The sequence below is a fragment of the Aliihoeflea sp. genome (assembly GCF_052435475.1).
GTDB lineage: Bacteria > Pseudomonadota > Alphaproteobacteria > Rhizobiales > Rhizobiaceae > Aliihoeflea.
In genome coordinates, this window is sequence record NZ_JBQVMV010000004.1 from 19,066 (window position 1) to 43,624 (window position 24,559).

Consider the following 24,559-nt stretch of genomic DNA (forward strand, 5'->3'; position numbering starts at 1 on the left):
TGCGAAAGCTGGTTCGGCGATATTTCCCTGTTGCAATCACAATCGAGTTCGGCCATATAAGCCCCGTTCCCGGCGATGCTGGGTGCGAGCGGGTGTAGCTCAGGGGTAGAGCACAACCTTGCCAAGGTTGGGGTCGAGCGTTCGAATCGCTTCACCCGCTCCAATTATCTCCACCGAAAAGCCGCGGCTCGTCCGCGGCTTTCGTGTTTTTCGGCCTCAGTTTTCATCGATTTCCCGCGCGAGTGCGTCGAGATGCGCCTGCGCGGCGCTCGATGCTGCGCGCTCGACGGCGCGGTAGCGGGTGACGAGGGCGAAGCCGAGCGGCGTGAGTTCGGCGCCGCCGCCGCCGGAGCCGCCCTTTTGCGCGAGGATGACCGGCCGTCCGAAGAGCTGCGTCAGTTCCTCGACCAGCGACCACGCCTGGCGATAGGACATTTTCATCTCGCGCGCGCCGGCCGAGATCGAGCCCGTGGCCGCGATGTGCTCCAGAAGCGCGATCTTCCCCGGCCCGATCCGGCCTTTCGGCGGCAGGTCGATGCGCAGGCTGAGGCGCGGCGGTTCCAGCATGGCTCAGCTCTCCTTCAGGCGAACGGTCTTGACGATGGCGTGGACGGCCATGCCCTCGGCCAGATCGAGCCGGACTGCCGAATGACGGGTGATGCGGGCGGTGAGACGGTCGCCATTGCAATCGAGATCGACCAGAAGGTCATGCGCATGCGCCGGCCGCAATCCGGTGACGCGGCCCGCAAAGACGTTGAGTGCGCTGATGCCTTCAGGCGGCTGAGTGGCGAGGAGGATGTCGGACGCACGCACGAAGATCGGCACCTTGTCGCCGGGCATGTGGGTGGAGGGCGGCAGGTGCCACAGGCCCGCTGGCGAGCGGAAGAGCGACAGGCCGATGGCGGCGTCGAAACGGTCGAAATCAAGCACCAGGCGCGAGCCGCCTTCGTCTCCGACCGATCCCGGGAGAAGGTCGAGCCCGGCGAGGATATCGCGCGCCGGGCCTGTCGCACTGACACGGCCCCGATCGAGCACGACGATGTCGGTGGCGAGCCGGGCCACCTCGGCGACGGAATGGCTGACATAGACGATCGGCACGCGCGCCTCATCGCGCAGGCGCTCGATGAAAGGCAAGATTTCCGCCTTGCGGGCGTCGTCGAGCGAGGCGAGCGGCTCGTCCATCAGGATCAGGCGCGGACTGGCGATGAGCGCGCGTCCGATGGCGACGCGCTGCTTCTCCCCGCCGGAAAGCCTGGCCGGCTTGCGGTCGAGGAGGTGCGCGATGCCGAGAAGGTCGACCGTTTCTGAAAAGTCTCCGTAGCGCTCGGCCTGCGGCACGAAGCGACGGCCATAGATGAGGTTCTGGCATACGGTGAGGTGCGGGAAGAGGCGGGCGTCCTGGAAGACGTAGCCGATGCGGCGCTTGTGCGGCGGCAGGAACGTGCCCCTTGCGGTGTCGACCAGGACGCGGTCATCCGTCGATATCCGGCCCGAATCGGGCCGCACCAGCCCGCCGATCATGTTGACGACGGACGTCTTGCCCGACCCGGACGGGCCGAAGAGCGCGGTCAAGCCGCCGGCCGAGCGGAACGCGATGTCGAGCGCGAAATCGCTCATCTTGTGGCGCAGGGCGACGTCGAGGCTCATGCGCCCTGCATCCGGCACGACACGCGGCGCGCCAGGATTTCGCTGGCGACGAGCGCGGACATGGCGACGGCGATGGCGATGAGCGTCAGGCGCATTGCGCCCGTGCCGCCGCCGGGCACCTGCGTGAAGGTGTAGATGGCGGACGGCAAAGTCTGCGTCTGGCCGGGAATGTTGGAGACGAAGGTGATGGTCGCGCCGAACTCGCCCATCGCCTTGGCGAAGGCGAGGATGGTGCCGGCGATGATGCCGGGCAGCGCGAGCGGCAGGGTGATCGTGGCGAAGACGAAGGCCGGATGGGCGCCGAGCGTGCCGGCCGCCTGTTCGAGCTTCGGGTCCACCGCCTCGATGGAGAGCCGGATCGCCCGCACCATCAGCGGGAACGCCATGATGGCGCCGGCGAGCGCGGCGCCGGTCCAGCGAAACGAGAAGACGAGGCCGAACACCGTTTCGAAGAACTGGCCGAGCGGCCCGCGACGGCCGAATGCGAGCAGCAGGAGATAGCCGGTGACGACGGGCGGCAGGATCAGCGGCAGGTGGACGAGACCGTTAAGCAGCGCCTTGCCTGGAAAGGACCAGCGCGCGAGCGCATAGGCGACGAGGATGCCGAAGGGCAGGCTGGCGACCGTCGCCCAACTGGCGACCCAGATCGAAAGCCGCACAGCGGTCCATTCGGCAGGTGAAAGCTGCAGCCACTCCATTCCCGTTCAGTCGCCGGCAAGGACGGTGAAGCCCTGTTCCTCGAAGATCGCGCGGGCTGCGTCCCCTTGCAGATAGTCGAGGAAGGCGGCGGCGTCGGGATTGGCGCTGTCGGCCGTCAGCGCGGCGGGATAGATGATCGGTCCGTGGCTGTCTTCGGGAAAGGTGCCGACGACACGCACGCCGGGCTCGGCGGTCGCATCGGTCTGGTAGACGATGCCGAGCGGCGCCTCGCCGAGCGCGACGAACTGGAGCGCGGCCCGAACGTTCTCGGCCTGCGCGACCTTGTCGGCCACAGCGTCCCAGACGCCGAGCGCTTCAAGTGCCGCCTTGCCGTAGCGACCGGCGGGCACGGCGTCGATATTGGCCATGGCAAGTCGTCCATCGCCGAGCGCGCCGGAAAGGTCGAAGCCGGGCTCGATGGAAAGCTCGACCGAGGAGTCTGCCGGTGCGACGAGGACGATGCGGTTGCCGAGAAGGCGGCGCTCGCTTGCCGTGTCGATCAGGTCGCGATCGGTAAGATAGGCCATCCAGTCGAGATCGGCGGAGATGAACAGATCGGCTGGCGCACCTTCTTCGATCTGCCTGGCGAGCGCGGAACTGCCGGCATAGGAAACCGTGGCTTGCCTGCCCTCTTCCTGCGACCAGGACTCATTGATCGCGTCGAGTGCGGTCTTGAGACTGGCGGCGGCAAAGACCGTGACCGGCTCCTGCGCGCGCGCCGGCAGGGCGACACACAGGGAAATCGCAATGGTCGCAAGAAATCTGCGCATCTGAAACCTCCCACCGCAATAGCGATGGTTTCAGATGAACATAACGTATCGCTTCGTGCAAGGCGTGGAAGAAGCCGAGGGCGACAGTCGATATGTCCGGACTGCCTCAGCGGTCCGGAATGATCTCGATTTCCGAGCGCCGCGCCTTGACGGCCGGCAAGCCGAGGATGAATTCCGCGAGATCGTGCGGCAGTGACAGCGTGACGTGTTCCTTGCCGTCGCTTTCAGTCTCGGCGAGATCGGCGATCATGCCACCGGCGACCGTGTTGTTGGTCTTCGGGCTGATCAGGATGAAGGCGCCGGTGTCGCGGCAATCGGAAAAGCGGTCGAAGATCGCATCTTCCGCAAAGTGCAGGCGGACCCGGCCAATGGCATTGACGGGCAGCGTGGTCGATTTCGTCCAGCGCCCGGCGCCGAGATCGTAAGCCTCATCGATGGACACGCGGACGCGCTTCATCCGGCCGGCAGCCTTGAGCCAGAGGCGCGCGCCATCCTTCAGGCCGTCCGTTTGCAGCGTGACCAATGTCGCCGTGAAATCGCGTCCGGTGAGCGGCGTGGCATCGGCTGCCGTGAGCACGTCGCCGCGCGCGGCGTCGACCTTCCGGTCGAAGACGAGGGTGACGGCAGCGCCGGCTTCGGCGCGCTCCACGTCTCCGTCGAAGGTGACGATGCGGGCAACCGAGACCGTCTGACCCGACGGCGCGACCACGACGCTGTCGCCGACGGCGACGGAGCCGGCCGCGACCGTGCCCTGATAGCCGCGAAAGGTTTCGCCGGGGCGCGAGACACGCTGGATCGGCATGCGGAAGGACAGGCCCGAAAGCTGCGCCGTCGGGGCCGTCTCCAGAGCTTCGATCAATGTCGGGCCGGAATACCAGCCGAGATTTTCACGCGCCGGCGTGACGATGTTCTCGCCCTTGAGCGCGGAAAGGGGGATTGCGGTGATCGCCATCTCGCCGAGCCGGGCGGCATAGGCGCGGAATTCGAGTTCGATATCGTTGAAGACCGCCCGGTCGTAGCCGACGAGGTCGATCTTGTTGACCGCGAGCACGACCTGCCGGATGCCCATGAGATGGACGATGGCGGCATGGCGGCGCGTCTGTTCGAGAAGGCCGGCGCGCGCGTCGACAAGAAGCACGGCGAGGTCTGCCGTCGAGGCACCGGTCGCCATGTTGCGCGTATACTGCTCATGGCCGGGCGTGTCCGCGACGATGAAGGCGCGGCGCGGTGTCTGGAAATAGCGGTAGGCGACGTCGATCGTGATGCCCTGTTCCTGCTCGGCCTTGAGCCCGTCAAGGAGCAGGCCGAAATCGGGCAGTGACAGATCGTTCTGCTTCGACCCCTTGGCGATCAGCGCCGCGCGGTGATCCTCCGCGACGGATTTCGTGTCCCACAGCAGGCGGCCGATCAGCGTCGACTTGCCGTCGTCGACGCTGCCGCAAACGAGAAAGCGCAGACGGCGGCCGTCTTCATGATCGGCTGCGACGGGCTCGCCGTCACGCTCGAATTCGGGTTCGAGCGGCAGGATTTCAGCGTCGAGGCTCATGGTCAGAAATATCCTTCGAGCTTCTTCTTTTCCATCGATCCCGCCTCGTCGCGGTCGATTGCGCGGCCCTGGCGCTCGGAAACGGTTGCGGTGGTGATCTCGTCGATGATGTCGTCGATGGTCTCGGCTTCGGAGAAGATGCCGCCGGAAAGCGCGAAGCAGCCAAGGGTGCGGAAGCGGATCGAGCCTTCCTGGCGCACCTCGCCAGGCCAGAGCTCCAGCCGCTCGTCCTTGGCGAGAATGATCATGCCGTCGCGCAGCACGAAGGGCCGGCGCTTGGCGAAATAGAGATCGACGATCGGGATTTCCTCGGCCTTGATGTACTGCCAGACGTCGAGCTCGGTCCAGTTGGAGAGCGGGAAGACGCGCACGCTCTCACCGCGCGCGATGCGGCCATTGTAGAGGTTCCACAATTCGGGTCGCTGGTTGCGCGCGTCCCAGCGATGATCGGGCGAGCGGAAGGAGAAGATGCGCTCCTTGGAGCGCGAGGCGTCCTCGTCGCGCCGCGCACCGCCGAAGGCTGCGTCGTAACGGCCGGCATCCAGCGCCTGGCGCAGCGCCTCGGTCTTCATGACGTCGGTGAAGTAGGATGAGCCGTGCTTGAACGGGCTCAACCCCTCGGCCGCACCGCGCGGATTGGTATGGACGTTGAGGTCGAGACCGAGGTCGCGCGCGGTCTGGTCGCGAAAGGCGATCATCTGCGAGAACTTCCAGCCGGTATCGACATGGAGCAGCGGAAAGGGGGTCGGTTCGGGCCAGAAGGCCTTGCGCGCGACATGCAGCAGGACGGACGAATCCTTGCCGACCGAATAGAGCATCACCGGCCGCTCGAACTCCGCCGCGACCTCACGGAAGATGTGGATCGCTTCGTTCTCAAGGGCCTGGAGATGCGGCGAAAGGCGGCTGGAGTGGCTGTTGTCGTCGGTGGTCTGGAGGCGGGCTGCTGCTGCGGTCATGTTGCGGGCACTTGCACTTTCCGGGAGGAGATCGGGGTGATCGGCGAGGCGGCGTCCTTGACGTGGAGCCCGCATTCGCGGGTCTGGTCCTGTTCCCACCACCATCGCCCGGCGCGTTCGGGCTCGCCGGGCTTGATCGCGCGGGTGCACGGCTCGCAGCCGATCGAAGGATAGCCGCGCGCGTGGAGCGGGTTGAGGGGGACGTCGTGGCGCGCCGCATAGGCATTGATCGCGTCAAATGTCAGGTCGGCGAGCGGATTGACCTTGAGAAGGCCGCGCTGCGCGTCCCATTCGGCGAGCGGCGTTTCGGCGCGCGCGCCGGACTGCCCGCGCCGCACGCCGGTGATCCAGATTTCAGCCCTGTCGAGTGCCAGCGAAAGCGGGCGCAGCTTGCGAATGTCACAGCAGGCGTGCCGCGCCTCGACGCTGTCGTAGAAGCCGTTGAGGCCGTAGCGCGCGGTGTAGGTCTCGATGTCGATGGGCGCCGGGCGATAGCGCTCGATAGCAAGGGCGAAGCGGCGCTCGGTCTCATCGATCAGCGTACGCGTTTCGTCGAACAGGCGGCCGGTGTCGAGCGTGACGATCTCGATAGAGCCCGCCGTGCCGGAACGCGCGATGGCCGCCGTGATGATTTGGTCCTCGATACCGAGCGAGGTCGTGAAGACCTTGCGGCCGGCAAAGCGCGCCACGCGTTGAAGCCTCGCTTCCAGATCGAGGGAGCTGAGTTCGTCGGCGAGGGCGGCAATGGCGGCAGGTGCGTGCGTCATGCCTGCAAAGATGCGGGATCGGGCCGCGCCGCGACAGGAAACGGGCTCTCATTTTGCCGCGGATGCGAGCAAATTCGAACCCGTTTCGCCGCCAGCGCGCAATTGCCGGCCTCAATGGGCGGGGAAGAGCTTCCACGCGCGCGGCCGGAACGCGATGCGCGTGCCCTCCGCGACCGGGCTGTCGGCCGGCAGTTCGATCTCGACCCGGTGGCCGGGGCCGCCGACGGCAAGCTCGATGCGCCGGCGCGCCTCGACCCGGCGCGTGGCGGTGACGGTGCCGGCGATGCAGCCGCCGCAGCCTTCCAGCACGTCGATGTCATGCGGGCGGAAATAGAGCTCAGCCGGACCGGCGGGCGCGTTGTGCGCCTCAAGGCCGATGGTCCGGTCCTCCAGCCACACCTGCCCGTCCTCGACGCGAACCGGAAGTCGGCTCGATTCGCCGATAAAGCCGTAGACGAAGGGCGAGTTCGGCGTGTCGTAGATGTCGTCGGCCGAGCCGACCTGCTCGATCCGGCCGCGGCTCATGACGACGACGCGGTCGGCAAGTTCCAGCGCCTCCTCCTGGTCGTGCGTGACGAAGACGGTGGTGTGGCCGGTGCGGTCGTGGATCTCGCGCAGCCAGCGGCGCAGATCGCGGCGCACCTGCGCGTCGAGGGCGCCGAAGGGCTCGTCGAGGAGCAGCACCTTCGGCTCGATGGCGAGCGCGCGGGCGAGCGCGACGCGCTGGCGCTGGCCGCCGGAAAGCTGGTTGGGGAAGCGCTTTTCGAGGCCCGAAAGCTGGACGAGGTCGAGCAGTTCGAGCGCGCGGCGGTGGATTTCCGATTTCGGCGGACGGGTGGCAGCGGGCCGCACCTTCAGCCCGAAACCGATATTGTCGAGGACGTTCATGTGCCGGAAGAGCGCGTAATGCTGGAAGACGAAGCCGACATTGCGCTCCTGCACGCTCTTGCGCGACGCGTCCTCGTCGCCGAAATGGATCGCCCCGCCGGTCGGAAAGTCGAGCCCGGCGATGAGGCGCAGGAGCGTCGTCTTGCCGGACCCCGAAGGTCCCAGAAGCGCGATCAGTTCGCCGGAGCGGATGTCGAGCGAGACGTTGTCGAGCGCGTGAAAGCCCGAGAAGGTCTTGTCGATGGAGTTGACGCGAAGTTCCATTGAGGGATTCCCGATTAATGTCCGCGCAGGCCGTCGCCGCGACCGTAGACGCGTTCGAGAACGGCCTTGAGGACGAGCGTGACGAGGGCGAGGACGGCAAGGAGCGAGGCGACCGCGAAGGCGGCGACGAAATTGTACTCGTTGTAGAGGATCTCGACCTGCAGCGGCATGGTGACGGTCTCGCCGCGCAGCCGGCCGGAGACGACCGACACGGCGCCGAACTCGCCCATGGCGCGGGCGTTGCAGAGGAGAACGCCGTAGAGCAGGCCCCATTTGATGTTGGGCAGCGTGACCAGCCGGAACGCCTGCCAGCCCGACGCGCCGAGCGAGATCGCCGCCTCCTCGTCGCCGGTGCCCTGGTCCTGCATCAGCGGGATCAGTTCGCGGGCGATGAACGGGAAGGTGACGAAGATCGTCGCCAGCACCACGCCGGGAACGGCGAAGAGGATCTGCAGCCCGTAGGAGTTGAGGAGCGGGCCGAAATAGCTCTGCGCATTGAAGAGCAGCACGTAGACGAGGCCGGCGATCACCGGCGAGACCGAGAAGGGCAGGTCGATAAGCGTGATCAGGAACGCCTTGCCCTTGAACTCGAACTTGGCGATCGCCCATGCGGCCGCGACGCCGAAGACCAGGTTGGCCGGCACGGCGATGGCCGCGACGAGCAGCGTCAGCCTGATCGCGGCGAGCGCATCCGGCTCGACGATGGAGGCGAGCGCCACCTGCCAGCCGCGCCGCAGCGCCTCGGCGAAGACGGCGACGAGCGGCATGAAGAGAACCAGCGCCAGAAAGGCGACGGCGATCGAGATCAGCACCCATTTCGCCGCCGGGCTCTCGCCGGTCGGATCGCGAAAGGGCGTCTCGGGTGTAGCTGCGAACGAGCCCTGCAAGGCCAGACTATCCGCCATAACCGAACCTCCTGCGGCTCCAGGCCTGAATGAGATTGATGGTGAGGAGCACCACGAAGGCGAGCACCAGCATGATCGCGCCGATGGCGGTCGCGGCCGGATAGTTGAACTCTTCCAGCCGGATGACGATCAGAAGCGGTGCGATCTCCGAGACGAACGGGATGTTGCCCGCGATGAACAGCACCGAGCCGTATTCGCCGACGGCGCGGCCGAAGGCGAGGGCGAAGCCGGTGAGGATCGCCGGCAGGAGGCCGGGAAGGATGACCCGCCACACGGTCTGGAAGCGGTTGGCGCCGAGGGTCGCTGCGGCTTCCTCGACCTCGCGGCTGATCTCCTCCATCACCGGCTGGACGGTGTGCACGACGAAGGGCAGGCCGATGAAGATCAGCGCGATCACGATGCCGGTGGGCGTGTAGGCGATGCGGATGTCGTATGGCTGAAGCCACTGCCCGACCCAGCCATTCGGCGCGTAGATGGCGGTGAGCGCGATGCCCGCCACCGCCGTCGGCAGCGCAAAGGGCAGGTCGACCGCCGCATCGATCAGCCGCCGGCCGGGGAAACGGTAGCGCACCAGCACCCAGGCGACGATGACGCCGAAGACGACATTGACGCTTGCCGCAAAGCCCGACGTCCAGAACGAGGTTCGCAGCGCGGCGACGACGCGCGGGTCGGTCGCCAGTCGCCAGAACTCGGTCCAGCCGAGCGACGCCGATTTCCAGCCCAGCCCCGCGAGCGGGATCAGGATCAGGAGCGAGAGATAGAAGATGGTGAAACCGAATGTGAGCCCGAATCCCGGGATCACGCTCGGCTCCTTCCAGCGCCAGCGCGCCGGCGCTGAAAGCACCGCACTCATCGATCAGCGACCCGGCAGGTAGATCTGGTCGAAGACGCCGCCGTCGCCGAAGAAGCGCGGCTGCGCCTCCCGCCATCCGCCGAGATCGTCGATGGTGACGAGTTCGAGATCGGGGAAGCGTTCCAGTTCGGCCGGTTCCACCACGTCCGGTTTTGCCGGGCGGTAGAAGTTGCGGGCGGCGATGTTCTGGCCGACATCCGAATAGAGATATTCGAGATAGGCGGTCGCGACCTCGCGCGTGCCCTTGGCGTCGACATTGGCGTCGACCACCGCTACCGGCGGCTCGGCGAGGATCGAGAGCGACGGGACGACGATGTCGAACTGGTCGGGCCCGAGCTCCTCGATGGCGAGGAAAGCCTCGTTCTCCCAAGCGAGCAGCACGTCGCCGATGCCGCGCTGGACGAAGGTCGTGGTGGAGCCCCGCGCGGCGCCGTCGAGGACAGGTACGTGCTTGAAGAGTTCGGTGACGTATTCGGTCGCCTTCGCTTCGTCGCCGCCATGTTCCTTGAGCGCCCAGGCCCAGGCGGCGAGGAAGTTCCAGCGCGCGCCGCCCGAGGATTTCGGGTTGGGCGTGATGACCTCGACACCCTCGCCGACGAGATCGCCCCAATCGGTCAGGTTCTTCGGATTGCCCTTGCGCACCAGGAAAACGATGGTCGAGGTGTAGGGCGCGTTGTTGTTGTCGAGCGTGCCGCGCCAGTCTTCGCGGATCTTGCCGGTATTCGACACGATGGCGTCGATATCGGCTTCGAGCGCCAGTGTGACGACATCCGCCTCGAGCCCGTCGATGACGGTGCGTGCCTGGCTGCCGGACCCGCCATGCGTGGTCTGGATGTTGACCGTTTCCCCTTTTTCCCCCTGCCAGTGCTCGGCAAAGGCCGCATTGAACTCACGATAGAGTTCGCGCGTCGGATCGTAGGAGACGTTGATGATGGTCTGTTGCGCATAGGCGAAACCCGATCCGCCAAATTGCACCGATGCGGCCAGAGCCGCCGTGAAGAGAAGATGTCTTCGCGTGAACATGTCGACTGCCTCCGTTGACAGCCCCGATCCTACGCTTGTCGCCGCCCGGCGGAACGCTGCCCGCGACCAAACTTGGCGGGCTTTCGGAATGGTCGTTCCAAATTGCGGCGGAATGACGCAAAAAGCGCGCCGGTGTTCAGGCGCGTACGAAGACGGTCTGGAAAGTCGAGACAGGCTCGTTGCGGTCAGCGAAGCCGTAGATCTCGTCGATCAGGCCGCGTGCGGCGCCGGCATCGAAATCGGCGAGGCCCAGAAGCTCCACGGCCTTGACCGTCAGTTCTTCGCGCTCGAGCGGATTTTCCGGATCGCCCTTGCAGGCCTCGCGGCGCTCCTCGAGCCAGATGTCGCCGACGCGCGCCTTGACGCTTGCTCCCCAGGCCGCCGGATAGGCGGCCTCGATCGCCGGGTCGACGTCGAGCGACGTGATCGCGCGCAAATGGCGCGCAGCGGCGCGGTGATTGCCGTCGAAGGACGATGTCGTGACGGCGCCGGCCCGGATCGCCTCGGCGACGCAGTGCTGGAGCGAGAATTTCGCGCCATAGGGCTCGGTCGGGTCCGGCCGGTCGCACACGTCGAGCGCGGCGCGATAGGTTTCGACACGAATCTCGTCGGGCATCGCGCCGTCGAGACGCGAATTGAGCGCCAGCGCGGCGTCGATGGCCGGATGCGTATGGCGGCAGCAGGGCCAGGGCTTGATCGAGGTCTGGACGAGTTCCCACGGGCCGTCCGCATCGGCCAGCACGGCATCAGGGACAGGGTCCGGGCAAAGCGCCGCGAAGAAGCCCTTCTCGCCTTCCAGGATCGTGTCCGCGCCGGTGAAGCCTTCGCGCGCCAGAAGCGCGGCGATGACGCCGGATTCGGCCGCGCGGGCGGTGTGAAGATGCTTGCTCATCGCCCCGGCCGACAGGAATTCCCAGACGCCACCCGATTGCGTGCCGGCATTGCCGAGCGCCCAGACGGCCTGATCTTCGTCGAGGTCGAGAAGATACGCGGCCGCTATCGCCGCGCCGAACGTGCCGCAGGTCGCGGTGTTGTGCCAGACGCGATAATGCGCCTTGCCGACTGCGTTGCCGACCCGGCAGCAGGCCTCATAGCCGTGAAGCACGGAAATCAGGAAGTCCCTGCCGCTCGCCCGCAGCGTCTCCGCCAGTGCGGCGGCGGCGGGCACGACGACGGTGCCCGGATGCGTGACGGAGGTGCGGTGAAGGTCATCGAGTTCGAGAATGTGCGCCAGACCGCCGAAATAGAAGGCGCGCCGGCCGGCATCGGGCGTCGACCACGAGGAGAGTGTCGCGATCGCCTTGGCAGGCGCGGTGTCGCGCGCGGCAAGGGCGCAGGCGAGCGTGTCCACGACGAAGCCGGCGGCGCGTTTGAGGTCGGCGTCGGTGACGGGCTTGCTGCGGATCAACCGGACGAGTTCGCGGGTCAGCGTCATGGGTCAGAATTCCGTGGTCGAGATCATGATGAGGCGATCGTCCGTGTCGCGAGCTTCCAGCGCAAGACCCGTCTCGGCGGCCACTTCCGCAAGACGGATTTCGGTGCCGCAGAAGACTGGTGACATCGCCCGGAACGAGAAGGCGGACGGCCGCTTGCCTGCGATCCTGCGGGCGCGCTCGAAGAGCAGCATGGCGACCAGCGGGCCGTGGACGATCAAGCCGGGATAATGCTCGACGCCGGTCACGTAAGGCTGGTCGTAGTGGATGCGGTGGCCGTTATAGGTGAGCGCGGAAAACCGGAAGAGCGTCACCTCGTCGGGCGTCACGCTCTCCTCGGACAGAACCGGCTTGTCGGCGCGCGGGGCGGGCGGCTTGGCTGCCGCCGGGTCCTCCGCCTCGCGATAGACGATGTCATGCTCCTCGGTGGCGACGACAGTGCCGCCCTGCACGATCTCGTGCCGGACCGTGACGAAGGCGAGTGGCCCGGAGCGACCCTGCTTTTCGGTCATCGACAGGATGGTCGAGCGCTTTTCGGCCTCGGCTCCGAAGGCAAGGTCGCCCCGAAAGGTGAAGCGCCCGCCGGCATACATGCGCCGCGGCAGCGCGATCGGCGGCAGGAACCCGCCTTTCGCCGCGTGACCGTCGAGGCCGGTCTCATCGCGCGGCGTCGCTTCGAGAAAATAGAACCAGTGCCAGAGCGGCGGCAGGATCGCATCCCCTTCGGCGAACGCGGTGGACCAGTCGCCGAGCATGGCGCGGGCGCGCGTCGCGGGCGAGCGCACGATGTCGTCGTTGACGCTACGGGTCCGGCCGACCCAGTCGCTGGTATCCGTCATGATCGCCTTCAGAACGAGCGGGGCAGGCCGAGCACTTTCTCGGCCACGTTGGAGAGGATCAGATTGGTCGAGATCGGCGCGATCTGGTAGAGGCGCGTCTCGCGGAACTTGCGCTCCACATCATATTCCTCGGCGAAGCCGAAGCCGCCATGCGTCTGCAGGCAGGTGTCCGCAGCGCGCCACGAGGCCTCGGAAGCCAGCATCTTGGCCATGTTGGCCTCCGGCCCGCACGGCTCGCCGCGGTCGAACATTTCGGCGGCGTGGCGCACGGCTAGGCGCGCGGCGTGCAGCTCGACATGATTACGCGCGATCGGGAACTGGATGCCCTGGTTCTGGCCGATCGGACGACCGAACACTTTGCGTTCCTTGGCGTAATTCGTCGCCCGCTCGATGAACCAGCGGCAATCGCCGATACATTCGGCGGCGATCAGGATGCGCTCGGCATTCATGCCGTCGAGAATGTAGCGAAATCCCTTATGCTCCTCGCCGATCAGCGCGTCGGCGGGAATTTCGAGATTGTCGAAGAAGATTTCCGTCGTCGCGTGGTTGATCATCGTCGCGATCGGCGTGATCCGCATCTGGTCCTTCGGCGCCGCCTTCATGTCGACGATGAAGACCGACAACCCGTCCGTGCGCGAGGGCAGGGAGCCCTTGGGCGCCGTGCGGGCGAGGAGGATCATCAGGTCGGAATGCTCGGCACGGCTGGTCCAGACCTTCTGGCCGTTGACGACATAAGTGTCGCCGCGCTTCTCGGCCATCGTCGCGATCGACAGCGTGTCGGTGCCCGCGCCCGGTTCGGTGACGCCGAACGCCTGCAGGCGCAATTCGCCGCTCGCGATCTTCGGCAGGTATTTCTGCTTCTGCGCCTCGCTGCCATGCCGCAGGAGCGTTCCCATCGTGTACATCTGGGCGTGGCACGCGGCCCCGTTGGCGCCGGAGGCATGGACTTCGGCGAGGATGGCCGCCGCGGCACGCAAGGGCAGGCCGCTACCGCCATATTCCGCCGGGATCAGCGCGGCGAGCAGCCCGGCTTCCGCCATCGCGGTGACGAACTCGGTCGGGTATTCGCGGGCGCGGTCGACCTTGCGCCAATAGGCGTCGGGAAAGCGCCGGCACAGCGCGCGCGTCGTCTCGCGAATGGGCTCGAGGTCGTCGTCGGAAATGGGCTGAACGGAATCCATCGGTCTCACTGAAGTGGGGCTCGGAGCCTGCAAATTGTGCCCGATCGGGCTCTAAGGCAAAGATAATTTCCTTTTAGCGACGATAGGTTTTCATTATATCGTGCCGGCATGGACATGCGGCACCTGCGCTATTTCATCGCCATCGCCGAGGAAGGTTCGCTGTCGAAGGCGGCCGAGCGGCTGAACGTCGCGCAGCCGGCCCTGAGCCAGCACATGCGCAATATCGAGGAGGACCTGAAGGTCACGCTCCTCTTCCGCTCTTCGCGCGGCGTTCAGTTGACCGAGGCCGGCAAGCGGCTTCTCGAACATGGCCGGCTGGTGGTCGAATCCTTCGAGCAGCTCTTCGACATCGTCGGCGGCACCGAGGTCGAGCTGTCCGGCGAGGTCCGCTTCGGCCTGCCGGGAACGGTGAGCCAGGTGCTCTCGGCGCGACTGATCGACGAGGCTTCGCGGCGCTACCCGAAGATCAGGCTGAGGATCGCCGAGGCGATGAGCGGCTTCATCTTCGACTGGCTGCGCGAGGGCAAGGTCGACATCGCCGTCCTCTACCGCGCCCGCGAGACGCGCGGACTTGCATTGACGCCGGTGCTTTCGGAAGAACTGCGCCTGTTCGCGGCCCCGGGCATGGCCGTCGGCGATCGGCGCCCGGGCGCGGACGCCGTGCGCTACGCCGATGCCATCGCCCTGCCTTTGATCGTCCCGAGCCCCGGCCACGGCCTGCGCGACCTGCTCGACGAAATGGCGCTCAGCCATTGCGAGACGCCGCTCAACGCCCGCACGGAAATCGATTCCTACGCACCGATCAAGACGCTGGTCGAGCAGGGTCTGGGCTATTCGATCCTGCCGGCCATGGCGATCAAGGCCGAGACGGAGGCCGGACGACTGGTGTCGTGGCGGATCGGCGAACCCGATCTGCGCCGCCAGCTTCTGGTCGCGACGCCGGCGGATCGGCCGATGAGCAGTGCGACGAAGGCGATCGAGAACCTGACGATGGAGATGCTGTCGCGGCTCGTCGGCGAAGGCGTCTGGGATGCAAGACTCCTCGGCGCCGTCAAGGCGCCCGCCGGCTCATGACGCCTTGCGGCCGCGCTTCGGGCTGAATTCGTCGCGCAGCTTCTCGGTATGGCTGCCGAGCGGCGGCACGGGGCCGGGCGCGCGCACCTCGCCATCGAAACTCGCCGCGCGCGAGAACATGCGGATCGCGCCGCCAGGCACGGCCAGGTCGACGAAACGCGCCTGCGGATGATCCTCGATATCGGCCACTTCCGACACCTTTCCATAGGCGATCGACGCCGCCTGCAAGCGCTCGACGACCTCGTGGCCGGCCAGCCGACCGAGCGCGTCCTGAACGGCGGCGTCGGTGTCAGCCCTGCGCGCCACGCGGTCGTTGTTGGTGGCGAAGCAGGGGTCGGCTGCCAGATCCGGGCGGGCGAGGACGGCAATGCAGAGCTTGTGCCATTCGACATCGTTCTGGATCGAGATCAGGAAGGATTCGCCATCGGCCGCGTCGAAGATGCCGTAGGGCGCGATGGACGGATGTGCGAGGCCGAGCCGCTTCGGGGCCGAATTGCCGTAGCGATGCGCGATCCACGGCACGTTCATCCAGTCCATCAGCGAATGGAAGAGCGACACCTCGATATGGGTGCCCTCGCCCGTCCGTCCACGCAGGATCAGTGCCTCGAGAATGGCCTCGTAGGCGTGCATCCCGGTGGCGATGTCGCAGACCGAAACGCCGACCCGGGCCGGACCGTGTTCGGTTCCGGTGATCGATGACAGGCCGCTTTCGGCCTGGACGAGTAGATCATAGGCCTTGCGCGTCGCCATCGGTCCCTCTGCGCCGTAGCCGGAGATCGAGCAGGTGACGAGGCGCGGATTGGCCGCGCGCAGCACGTCGTGGCCGAGCCCCAGCCGGGCCGCCGCGCCGGGCGCGAGATTCTGGATGAAGATGTCGGCACCCGCGAGCATCTCGCGCACCATGGCGAGATCGTCTTCCGCGCGCAGATCGACGACGCAACTTTCCTTGCCGCCGTTCAGCCAGACGAAATAGGATGACGAGCCTTCGGCGAAGCGGTCGTATTTGCGCGCGAAATCGCCTTCGGCGCGCTCCAGCTTGATGACGCGTGCCCCTGCCTCCGCCAGCCGTTCGGAGGCATAAGGGGCTGCGACCGCCTGTTCGAGCGCGACGACGAGAAGACCGTCGAGTGGCCTCATACGATTGTACCTCCGATTTTTCCGGCTTCGATGGTGGTCGCCAAAGCCCGCCGGCGCCAATACTTATGCGCTATCTGGCCTATAACATTCTGTTTTGACGGGAACGGCGAAACTGCTGGAATGCCGATATGGGGAGCGTGACATGACGGACGGACGACGCAAGGTCGCCCTGATCACCGGCGGCGGAACCGGCGTCGGCGCGGCATCCGCCCGCGCGCTGGCGGCACGCGGCTTCGACGTCGCGATCAATTACAGTCGCAGCGCGAGCGAGGCGGAAACGACGGTCGGCACCCTGCACGATTCCGGCGCGGAAGCGATCGCGCTGCAGGGTTCGGTCGCGGACGACGCCGACTGCCGGCGACTGGTCGCCGACACGCTGTCGCGGTTCGGACGGCTCGACGCCCTCGTCAACAGCGCCGGCGCGACGCAGTTCGCCGCGCTCGACGACCTCGAGGTGCAGAATGCGGAGGATTTCCAGCGCGTCTATGCCGTCAACCTGATCGGCCCCTACCAGATGATGCGCGCGGCGGCAGATCCGCTGCGCGCGAGCGGAGCGGGGGCGGTCGTCAACGTCTCGTCCATCGCCGGCGTCAACGGCAATGGCAGTTCGATCGCCTACATCGCCTCGAAGGGCGCGCTCAACACGCTGACGCTGACCATGGCGCGACTTCTGGCGCCGAAGGTACGGGTGAATACGGTCCTGCCGGGCCTTCTCGACACGCGGTGGCTCGAGGCGGGGCTGGGCAGCGAAGCCTTCGCGAAGGTGAGGGAAAACTTCGCCGCACAATCGGCGCTGGACGACATCTGCACGGCCGACGACGTCGCGGACGTCGTCGCCTTCCTCGTCTGCGACGCTCGCAAGATGACGGGCCAACTGATGCCGGTGGATGCCGGTTTCCTGCTCGGCCGTGGCGCGAAGGTCTCGAAATGAACCCGTTGTCGGACATTCCGACTTAGCCTAGCTTCGGCACGGACGCGCCGGAACGGAGGAACAGATGGCCTATCCGCAGACCCGCCACGAGGTGCATTACGGCAGCCGGATGGTGCGCGCCTTCGTCGACAGGCCCCCTTATATCGACGCGATGTTCCGCGCCGCGGTCGCCGCCGCGCCGGAGCGTGACGCGATCGTGATGGATGCGGAGCGCATGAGCTATGCGGCGCTCGATGCGCGGGTCGAGGCCGTCGCGGCAAATCTGGTCGCGCGGGGACTGGGCAAGGGCGACCGGATCGCGCTCCTTCTCGAGAACGGCTTCGCCTTCCTCGAATGCGTGCTGGCTGCGGCGCGCGCGGGCCTGATCGTGGTGCCGATGAACACGCGGCAGCGGCGGCCGGAAATCGAGTTCGTTCTCAACCAGTGTCGCGCCGCGGCGCTGGTCTATGATGCCGATCACGCCGCCAACCTGCCGGCGGAGGATGAGGTGCCGGATCTGCGGATGCGCTGCGTCGTCGGGCAGGGACCGGACGTGCCTTACGAGGATCTGGCGCGGCCGGCCGCTGCCGCGTCGTTCCCGCAAGTGGCCGAGGACGACGTCTTTTGCCTTCTCTACACGTCGGGGACGACCGGACGGCCGAAGGGCGCGAAGCTGACCCACTTCTCGACTATCCACTCGACGATCAACTACGCCTCCGCGCTGGCGCTGACCCCGGCCGATGTCGGGCTGCTCGCCGTCCCGGCCTCGCACGTCACCGGTCTCGTCGCCGTTCTTCTCACCATGATCCGCGCCGGCGGCACGACGGTGATGCTGCCGGCCTTCAAGGCGCGGCATTTCCTCGAAGTCGTGGCGCGGGAGAAGGCGACCTTCACCATCATGGTCCCGGCAATGTACAATCTGTGCCTGCTCGACCCCGACTTCGCCGGCTTCGACCTGTCGCACTGGCGCATTGCCGGCTTCGGCGGGGCACCGATGCCGCAGGCGACGATCGATCGCCTCGCCGGGGCGGCGCCTTCGCTCAACCTCGTCAACTGCTACGGCTCGACCGAGACCACGTCTCCTGCGACGATCCTGCCGATCGGCGACATCGCCGCCCATCCGAAAGCCGTCGGCCGGCCGGTCGCGGGCTGCGACATCCTCATCGTCGACGAGCACGGCCGCGAAGTGGCGCCGGGCGAAAGCGGCGAGCTGATGATCGCGGGCGCGATGGTGGTGCCCGGCTACTGGGAAAATCCGGAGGCCGACGCTGCCGGCTTCATCGATGGCTACTGGGTGTCCGGCGATGTTGGTTCGGTGGATGCCGAAGGCTATGTCCACGTCTTCGACCGCAAGAAGGACATGATCAACCGGGCCGGCTTCAAGGTCTATTGCATCGAGGTCGAGAGCGTCCTGTCGCGCCATCCGGCGGTGATCGAGAGCGCGGTCGTCGGCCGCCCCGATCCGGTTCTCGGCGAAAAGGTCCACGCCTTCATCGTCGCCCGCCCCGGGGCTGCGGATATGCAAGCCATCCGCGCCTACTGCGCGGAGCGCCTGTCCGATTACAAGGTGCCGGATGCGATCACGTTCCTCGAAGGCCCCCTGCCGCGCAACCCGAACGGCAAGATTCTGAAGACGTCGCTGCGCCAGATGCTGCCGGCGGACGATGTCGCTGCCGCGCGTTGACAAGTCGCGAGGCCGGGTGTCAATGTTGGAATGTCGGACATTCCGATAAGTGCCTCTGGGAGGAGGCGGCGACGCTTGCAGGCCGGGAGAAGCGCACTTCTAAGACGGAAATGACGCGCGATCGGGCCTTGATCACGTGAAGGCGGGAAACGACCCGCAATCTATCACTCAGGGAGGAAACATGACGAAACTCGCGAAATGGGCGGTGCTTGCCTCCGCCACCTTGTGGTCCGGCGCCGCACTCGCGCAGACCAATCTGATGATCTCGGCCTCGCTGCCGCAGGTTCATTTCTGGGTCGGCCAGCACATGGACCCCTTCGCCGACGCCATCGAGGCCGAGACCAATGGCGAGATCGCCTTCACGCGCTTCTATGCCGGCGAGCTGACCTCGGTCGGCCGCGAGCTCGACGCGCTGCAGGGCGGGACGGTCGCCGTCGCGGCGCCGCTGCTGGCGCCCTATCACGAGGGGACCTTTCCGCTTTCCGACGTGACCCAGCTTCCCACCATCGGCACCAATTCCGAGCTGATGACCCGCGCCTTCCTGAAGCTGATGGACGACGACACCGAGCTGGCGGACGGCAAGACCTTCTATCAGTACGAGATCGAACCGAAGGAAATTCGCGCCTGGCCGGTGGCGACGACTGCGGCCTATGCGATTTCCTTTGCCGGCGAAAATCCGGATTCGGTCTCCGGGTTGAGCGGCAAGCCGATGCGTGCGGGGTCGGCACTGCACACCATCTTCCTCAACGAACTGGGCGTCACGCCGGTGACGATGCCGTCTTCCGCATCCTATGAGGCGCTGTCGCGCGGAACGGTCGAAGGCACGATCCTGTCGATCGGCGACTGGCGCTCCTATTCGCTCCAGGACGTGCTGACCCACACGATCACCGGTGTCGCCGTTGGCCACTGGGGCAGCTATCTGGCGATCAACAACGCGACCTGGGAGACGCTGACGCCCGAGCAGCAGGAAACCTGGGACCGGGTCGCGCGCGACATCGCGATGCAGAACGCCGCCGGCATCGACGCGCAGGACATCGAGGTGCAGGAAGAGGCCGCGGGCGCAGGCTCGGTCTTCACGCCGATCACCGACATGTCGCAGGAAATGCAGGACCACATCGCCATGGCTTCGACAAACACCTGGCAGACCTGGGTGGAGCAGACGGAGGCCGCCGGTCACCCCGGCCGTGCCACCGCCAAGCGCTGGGCCGAACTGGTCGTCGAGGAGGGCGGCGAACTGCCCGCCGGCGTCGCCGAATTCCTCGAGCTTTGACGTCTTGAAGACGGCGCTCCGGCGCCGTCTCCTTCCCTCGACCAACGGATGTTGCCAAGTGTCGCACAGCCTCGCCTTGTGGTTCGTCGCCTTCTGGTTCGCAGCCTTCCTCCTCCTCGGGCAGAACGTCGCCACGGTGCTGTTCGGCGCCGGCCTTCTGGGCATGTATCTGTGGGTCGGACCGCAGCTCTTCCAGGGCATTCTGGGCCAGGACATCTTCTTCACCGCCTCGTCCTATTCGCTGTCGATCATCCCGCTCTACCTCCTGATGGCGCAGCTTTTGATGCGCGGCGGGCTGATCGTCGATCTCTTCCGCGTCGGCCATCGCCTGTCCGGCTACCGCCGCTTTCCGCTCGGGGTGGCGACGCTGGTGACCGGTGGCATGCTGGGCGCGGTGTCGGGATCGGGTTCGGCTAGCGCGGCGGCGCTGGCGACCCTCGCCGGCCCCGAACTCGAACGCGTCGGCTATACGCGCCGCTTCGCGATCGGACTTGCGGCCGTCGCCGGCTCGCTGTCGGCGGTCATACCGCCGAGCCTGATCGTCATCATCTACGGATCGATCACCACAGTGCCGATCGGCCAGCTCTTCATCGGCCTTCTCGGACCGGGCCTCCTGTGCCTGCTGGTCTATGTCGTCTGCATCCGCCTGTTCGGCGAAGTGACGCCGGGAGCCACCGAAGGGATCGCGCCGGCGGGGGCCGATCACGTCGGCGGATCGAGCTTTGCGGCCAGCGCCTTTCTGGTTTTCCTGATGGTGGTCGTCTTCGGCGGCATATATGGCGGCGTCATCACGGTCGGCGAGGCCGGCGCCATCGGCGCCTTCACGGCGCTTATCGGCCTGACATTCATGCGCCGTATCGGCATCGGCGACCTGGCCCATGCGCTCGCCGATTCGGTCAAGATCACCGCGATGCTGATGATGCTGGTGATCGGCGCACAGATCTTCGCCCGCTTCCTGTCGATCTCGCGCGTGCCGCGCGAACTTCTCGCCCTTGCCGAACCGCTTCTGGCAAGCCCCGGCATCATCGCGGCGCTGCTCCTGTTCCTGCTCTTTATCGCCGGGATGATCCTCGAATCGGCGGCGGTCATCCTCTTGATCGTTCCGATCGTCCTGCCGATCCTGCAGGCGGCAGGCATCGATCTCCTCTGGTTCGGCGTGATGGCAAGCTTCATGATCGCACTCGGCCTTTTGACCCCGCCGGTCGGCCTGTCCGCCTATGCCGCATCGGCCGCCGCGCGCTATCCGGTGGCGCAGGTGTTTCGCCCGGCGACCCAGTTCGCGGTCGTCGCGGCGATCGTCGTCGGCGGCGCGATGATCTTCGTGCCGGGTCTCGTCACCTGGCTGCCAAGCCATATCCGCTAGGAGCCTTCGATGAACCTCTATCGCGGCCTTGGAAAGTTCGAATGGGGCATGGCCTCGATCGGAGCGGGCCTGTGCCTGTTCGTGATGATGATGATCACCGTGATCAGCGTCTTCGGCCGCTACGTGCTCCAGACCGACCTCGTGCCGGGCGCCTACAACATCATCGAGCGGGTGGTCTTCCCGCTATTGATCTTCTGGGCCCTGCCGCTGGCCCATCGCGAGGGCGTGTTCCCGAAGCTCGAAATCCTCGCCGACGCCCTTCCCTTCGCGGCCCGCAAGCTTCTCGCGCTCTTCGTCATCGCGATCGAACTCGCGATCTTCCTTCTTTTGACCTGGTATGTCGGCAAGTTTGCCTGGGCGGGTTTCGCGAGCGCCCGCACGATGCAGATCGGCTCGGACTACTATCCGCTCTGGCCGCTGTTGATGATGGTGCCGCTGGCCTTCGGGCTGATGATCATCGAGATGATTGCGACGCTCATTCGCGACGGCCGGGCCCTGGCGCGCGGGCGCGAGGACGATGCGGCGAACGGGCACGCCCCTACGGGGTGACGCCCGGCTCGATGCGCTGGTCGATGCTGAGGCCGGCGAGTTCCCATCCGCGCTTCAAATCCGCAACATGCTTGCGCATCCACAATTCGGCATGCGCCCCGTCGCGCCGTTCGATGCCCGCCACCACCTCGCGATGGGCATCCACGAGGCGGCGTGCCGCCTGCGGCAACTGCATCTGGAAGGTTTCGAAAGCAGGATAGAGCAGGAGGCCGACCGGCTCCCGCGACAGGAGCAGAACCTTATTCGCGGCCGCCGCCGAAACGAGCGAATGAAATTCGAGGTCGAGCTTGCCGGGCGAGATGCCGCGTTCGACGATGGCGGCAGTGGCGTCGAGATTGGCCTTGAGAGCGGCGATCTGCGCGTCGGTCGCCACGTCCGCCGCAAGCTGTGCGGCCAGCGGCTCGAGCACCATCGCGACCTCCCACAATTCATGGAACGTCACCTCGTGCATGACGAGAGCGCGTGTCGTGCGCGGGGCGAGATCGGCCGAATGCGGCACGGTGACGAGAAGGCGCTTGCGCCCCTCGCGCCGCACCAGCCCCTCGCTTTCGAGCTGGCGGATGCCCTCGCGCACCGTCGAGCGGTTGACGCCGAACTTCGCCGCGAGCTCGATTTCGCTCGGCAGGGGCTCGCCGGGCTTCAGCGCGCCCGAAAGAATGTGCTTCTGCAGTTCCGTCGATACGGCCTGATAGGCCGGCGGCACTTTCAGTTTCTCGATTTCCAACGCGTCCCGCTCCGCACTCGATCCGGATTCGATCTAGCACGAATCCGGGTGCAGCAGGCAAGTTTTTGTCCGACAATCGGTCAGCTTGGAGTGAGGAGGGCGGCCGTGTCGGGCCGCCCTGCCGCGATCTAGCGAATAGCCGTCGGGTTGATGATGGCCTGGACGCCGCCCGTCATCTTCGAATGGCCGAGAACGAACATGAATTCGGACACGCCGTCAGCGACGAGTTCCTCCGTGTTCATGTTCTCCAGGATGTAGATGCCGTTCTTCGCGATCAACTCCTGATGGACCTCGAAGACGCCGGTGCCTTCCTCGAAGGGAATGACCTCCAGCCCCCAGGTGTCGGCGCCGACCGCGATCACGTTCTGCTCGGCGAGCCAGCGCGCGCCGTCGAGGCCGAGACCGGGTTCGGAGGTAATGTAGCGCTCATCGTCGTTGCCGACGAGCGACAGCCAGCCCGTATAGAACAGCACCACGTCGCCCTCGCGGATCTCGACGCCCTGCTTCTCCGCCTGCGCCTGGATTTCGGCGCTGTTGAAGGCGGTGCCTTCGGCCAGCACCTCCTCGCCGAAATGGTCGGTCATGTCGAGGACGACGCCGCGCGTGACGATGTTCGGCACCTTCTCGATGCCGAGCTTCGTCAGCCCGTCGGCCTGCACGAAGAGGCTGTTCTTGTGGCAGTTGTAGTAGACGTTGTTGACGCCGATATGCCCCAGCCCGTCGATCTGCGAGCCGGTGCCGACATAGCCCATATAGATGTCGTCATTGTAGTTGGTGTTGGTCGGCCCAAGCCCGACGCCGCCGGTCTGGCCCGGCTGGTTGATGACCAGCGCCCAGGAGCGCGGACCGAAGGCGGGCGTGTCCTTGTTGACCTCGACGCCGAGCGAATAGGTCTTGCCTTCAGTGACGAGTTCGGCGGCCGCAAGCGCGAGTTCCGGCGACAGCAGATTGGCCGCGCCGATCTGGTCCTCCGGGCCCCATTTCGACTTGCACCATTCTGGCGCGTCGGGCGCGTTGGCGGGCCATTCCTCGGCTGCAGAGGCATCTGCCGGCGCCGCGCTTTCTTCCTGCGCGGCCTGCGGCGCCGCATCGTCTTCGGTGTCGGTGTCCTGCGCAAGCGCGCCGGTCGAGATCAGCGCCGCGGATGCGAGCGCCAGAAGGGGCAGGCGGTATGAATGCGAAAACATGTTCGTCCTCCCTGACGAAATCATGGCGGGGAGGCGGTCGCCGGCCCCGCAAGGCTAGTCAATTGGCATTTTCGTCTTCGTTCCTGTCTGTGCCTGCCCTCCTCGCTTCTCGTCAGATCGTGCGGCCGCCATCCACTTCGAGGATGACGCCGGTGATGAACTCGGCCTCGTCGGATGCCAAATAGAGGCACGCATTGGCGATGTCCTTCGGCGTCGACATGCGGCCGAGCGGAATCGTCGAGACGAATTTCGCGCGGTTTTCCGGCGTGTCCTCGACGCCCATGAAGGCGGACAGGAGACCGGTCGCGCCCATGACCGGAGCGACGCAGTTGACGCGGATCTTGTCGGGCGCAAGCTCGACGGCCATCGAACGCGAAAGCAGGTTCACCGCGCCCTTGGTCGAATTGTACCAGGTGAGGCCCGGACGCGGCCGGATGCCGGCGGTCGAGCCGACATTGATGATCGCCCCGCCGCCCTGCGCGCGCATGACCGGAATGGTCGCCGCCGTCATGTGGAAGATCGACTTGACGTTGATCGCGTAGACCTTGTCGAACTCGTCTTCCGTCACCTCCATGATCGGCTTGTTGCGGTGGGTCCAGCCAGCATTGTTGACGACGATGTCGAGCCGGCCGCCCTGCGTGGCGGCTTCCACGGCACGCTTGATGTCGGCGGCCTTCGTCACGTCGCCGCCGACGGCAACGGCGCCATTGCCGCAGGCTTCGGCCTGAGCCTTCGCACCGGCTTCGTTCAGATCCATGATGGTGACGCGGGCGCCCTCACGCGCGAATGTCGCCGCGATCTCCGCCCCGAAGCCGGAGGCTCCGCCCGTCACCAGTGCCGTCTTTCCCTGCAAACGCATAATCAGTTCTTTCCTTCAAAATCGATGGTGG

At 66.3% G+C, this 24,559-nt stretch carries 24 protein-coding genes and 1 tRNA gene; 7 read left to right on the forward strand and 18 right to left on the reverse strand.

Annotated elements, in window-relative coordinates:
* The first annotated feature begins 88 nt into the window (after positions 1 to 88).
* A tRNA-Gly gene (locus ACT6QU_RS06985) sits at positions 89 to 163 on the forward strand.
* Positions 164 to 216: 53 nt separating this feature from the next.
* On the opposite strand, the gene ACT6QU_RS06990 is transcribed toward ACT6QU_RS06985, so the two are convergent.
* The 14 genes from ACT6QU_RS06990 to ACT6QU_RS07055 form a co-directional block, all read right to left on the reverse strand.
* A complete protein-coding gene (locus tag ACT6QU_RS06990; RefSeq protein WP_444563466.1) occupies positions 217 to 567 on the reverse strand; it encodes a winged helix-turn-helix domain-containing protein in 351 nt (116 codons plus the stop codon).
* 3 nt (positions 568 to 570) lie between these two features.
* Complete coding sequence (gene modC, locus ACT6QU_RS06995) at positions 571 to 1,647, reverse strand: molybdenum ABC transporter ATP-binding protein (RefSeq protein ID WP_444563467.1); 1,077 nt, start codon at positions 1,645 to 1,647, stop codon at positions 571 to 573.
* Positions 1,644 to 2,345 (reverse strand): molybdate ABC transporter permease subunit, encoded by a 702-nt coding sequence (modB, locus tag ACT6QU_RS07000; RefSeq protein ID WP_444563468.1) that lies wholly within the window; start codon positions 2,343 to 2,345, stop codon positions 1,644 to 1,646. Before modB ends, modC begins: the two co-directional genes overlap by 4 nt.
* A 6-nt stretch (positions 2,346 to 2,351) precedes the next feature.
* Positions 2,352 to 3,116 carry a molybdate ABC transporter substrate-binding protein gene (gene modA / locus ACT6QU_RS07005; protein WP_444563469.1) on the reverse strand — a complete coding sequence of 255 codons (765 nt, stop codon included), beginning with the start codon at positions 3,114 to 3,116 and terminating at the stop codon, positions 2,352 to 2,354.
* Between the two features lie 106 nt (positions 3,117 to 3,222).
* A complete protein-coding gene (locus tag ACT6QU_RS07010) occupies positions 3,223 to 4,662 on the reverse strand; it encodes a sulfate adenylyltransferase subunit 1 (protein ID WP_444563470.1) in 1,440 nt (479 codons plus the stop codon).
* A 2-nt stretch (positions 4,663 to 4,664) separates the two neighbouring features.
* Positions 4,665 to 5,618, reverse strand: a complete 954-nt coding sequence (cysD, locus tag ACT6QU_RS07015) for a sulfate adenylyltransferase subunit CysD (RefSeq protein WP_444563471.1) — start codon at positions 5,616 to 5,618, stop codon at positions 4,665 to 4,667.
* Positions 5,615 to 6,385 carry a phosphoadenylyl-sulfate reductase gene (locus ACT6QU_RS07020; protein WP_444563472.1) on the reverse strand — a complete coding sequence of 257 codons (771 nt, stop codon included), beginning with the start codon at positions 6,383 to 6,385 and terminating at the stop codon, positions 5,615 to 5,617. The genes cysD and ACT6QU_RS07020 overlap by 4 nt, the downstream gene beginning before the upstream one ends.
* A 111-nt stretch (positions 6,386 to 6,496) precedes the next feature.
* A complete protein-coding gene (locus ACT6QU_RS07025; RefSeq protein WP_444563473.1) occupies positions 6,497 to 7,537 on the reverse strand; it encodes a sulfate/molybdate ABC transporter ATP-binding protein in 1,041 nt (346 codons plus the stop codon).
* A 14-nt stretch (positions 7,538 to 7,551) separates the two neighbouring features.
* The gene (gene cysW / locus ACT6QU_RS07030) at positions 7,552 to 8,442 is read right to left on the reverse strand and encodes a sulfate ABC transporter permease subunit CysW (RefSeq protein ID WP_051375922.1); all 891 of its coding nucleotides are present in this window, start codon (positions 8,440 to 8,442) and stop codon (positions 7,552 to 7,554) included.
* Complete coding sequence (cysT, locus tag ACT6QU_RS07035; RefSeq protein ID WP_444836574.1) at positions 8,432 to 9,295, reverse strand: sulfate ABC transporter permease subunit CysT; 864 nt, start codon at positions 9,293 to 9,295, stop codon at positions 8,432 to 8,434. The genes cysW and cysT overlap by 11 nt, the downstream gene beginning before the upstream one ends.
* A gap of 3 nt (positions 9,296 to 9,298) precedes the next feature.
* Positions 9,299 to 10,318 carry a sulfate ABC transporter substrate-binding protein gene (locus tag ACT6QU_RS07040; protein WP_444563475.1) on the reverse strand — a complete coding sequence of 340 codons (1,020 nt, stop codon included), beginning with the start codon at positions 10,316 to 10,318 and terminating at the stop codon, positions 9,299 to 9,301.
* 136 nt (positions 10,319 to 10,454) lie between these two features.
* Positions 10,455 to 11,753, reverse strand: a complete 1,299-nt coding sequence (locus tag ACT6QU_RS07045; protein WP_444563476.1) for an MmgE/PrpD family protein — start codon at positions 11,751 to 11,753, stop codon at positions 10,455 to 10,457.
* A gap of 3 nt (positions 11,754 to 11,756) precedes the next feature.
* Positions 11,757 to 12,590: an FAS1-like dehydratase domain-containing protein gene (locus tag ACT6QU_RS07050; protein WP_444563477.1), complete on the reverse strand. Its 834-nt coding sequence runs from the start codon at positions 12,588 to 12,590 to the stop codon at positions 11,757 to 11,759.
* Between the two features lie 8 nt (positions 12,591 to 12,598).
* Positions 12,599 to 13,771 carry an acyl-CoA dehydrogenase family protein gene (locus ACT6QU_RS07055; RefSeq protein ID WP_444563478.1) on the reverse strand — a complete coding sequence of 391 codons (1,173 nt, stop codon included), beginning with the start codon at positions 13,769 to 13,771 and terminating at the stop codon, positions 12,599 to 12,601.
* A 108-nt stretch (positions 13,772 to 13,879) separates the two neighbouring features.
* On the opposite strand from ACT6QU_RS07055, the gene ACT6QU_RS07060 reads away from it, so the two are divergent.
* On the forward strand, positions 13,880 to 14,845 hold the full coding sequence (locus tag ACT6QU_RS07060; RefSeq protein WP_444563479.1) for a LysR substrate-binding domain-containing protein: 966 nt from the start codon (positions 13,880 to 13,882) through the stop codon (positions 14,843 to 14,845).
* On the opposite strand, the gene ACT6QU_RS07065 is transcribed toward ACT6QU_RS07060, so the two are convergent.
* Positions 14,840 to 15,982 (reverse strand): CaiB/BaiF CoA transferase family protein, encoded by a 1,143-nt coding sequence (locus tag ACT6QU_RS07065; protein WP_444563480.1) that lies wholly within the window; start codon positions 15,980 to 15,982, stop codon positions 14,840 to 14,842. The two genes, ACT6QU_RS07060 and ACT6QU_RS07065, sit on opposite strands and share 6 nt — an antisense overlap.
* 142 nt (positions 15,983 to 16,124) lie before the next feature.
* On the opposite strand from ACT6QU_RS07065, the gene ACT6QU_RS07070 reads away from it, so the two are divergent.
* The 5 genes from ACT6QU_RS07070 to ACT6QU_RS07090 all read left to right on the forward strand — a co-directional run bounded on the left by ACT6QU_RS07070 (position 16,125) and on the right by ACT6QU_RS07090 (position 21,758).
* The gene (locus tag ACT6QU_RS07070; protein ID WP_444563481.1) at positions 16,125 to 16,913 is read left to right on the forward strand and encodes an SDR family NAD(P)-dependent oxidoreductase; all 789 of its coding nucleotides are present in this window, start codon (positions 16,125 to 16,127) and stop codon (positions 16,911 to 16,913) included.
* Positions 16,914 to 16,977: 64 nt separating this feature from the next.
* The gene (locus ACT6QU_RS07075; RefSeq protein ID WP_444563482.1) at positions 16,978 to 18,576 is read left to right on the forward strand and encodes a class I adenylate-forming enzyme family protein; all 1,599 of its coding nucleotides are present in this window, start codon (positions 16,978 to 16,980) and stop codon (positions 18,574 to 18,576) included.
* Between the two features lie 181 nt (positions 18,577 to 18,757).
* A complete protein-coding gene (locus ACT6QU_RS07080; RefSeq protein ID WP_444563483.1) occupies positions 18,758 to 19,846 on the forward strand; it encodes a hypothetical protein in 1,089 nt (362 codons plus the stop codon).
* A 58-nt stretch (positions 19,847 to 19,904) separates the two neighbouring features.
* Positions 19,905 to 21,209 carry a TRAP transporter large permease subunit gene (locus ACT6QU_RS07085; protein ID WP_444563484.1) on the forward strand — a complete coding sequence of 435 codons (1,305 nt, stop codon included), beginning with the start codon at positions 19,905 to 19,907 and terminating at the stop codon, positions 21,207 to 21,209.
* Between the two features lie 9 nt (positions 21,210 to 21,218).
* Complete coding sequence (locus tag ACT6QU_RS07090; RefSeq protein ID WP_444563485.1) at positions 21,219 to 21,758, forward strand: TRAP transporter small permease; 540 nt, start codon at positions 21,219 to 21,221, stop codon at positions 21,756 to 21,758.
* Here the strand turns inward: ACT6QU_RS07090 and ACT6QU_RS07095 are convergent.
* The 3 genes from ACT6QU_RS07095 to ACT6QU_RS07105 all read right to left on the reverse strand — a co-directional run bounded on the left by ACT6QU_RS07095 (position 21,748) and on the right by ACT6QU_RS07105 (position 24,528).
* Entirely contained in the window at positions 21,748 to 22,482 is a 735-nt protein-coding gene (locus tag ACT6QU_RS07095) for a FadR/GntR family transcriptional regulator (RefSeq protein ID WP_444563486.1), read from the reverse strand. The genes ACT6QU_RS07090 and ACT6QU_RS07095 overlap by 11 nt on opposite strands.
* A gap of 128 nt (positions 22,483 to 22,610) precedes the next feature.
* Positions 22,611 to 23,669 carry a cyclase family protein gene (locus tag ACT6QU_RS07100; RefSeq protein WP_444563487.1) on the reverse strand — a complete coding sequence of 353 codons (1,059 nt, stop codon included), beginning with the start codon at positions 23,667 to 23,669 and terminating at the stop codon, positions 22,611 to 22,613.
* 112 nt (positions 23,670 to 23,781) lie between these two features.
* Entirely contained in the window at positions 23,782 to 24,528 is a 747-nt protein-coding gene (locus ACT6QU_RS07105; RefSeq protein ID WP_024588232.1) for a glucose 1-dehydrogenase, read from the reverse strand.
* Positions 24,529 to 24,559: the final 31 nt, after the last annotated feature.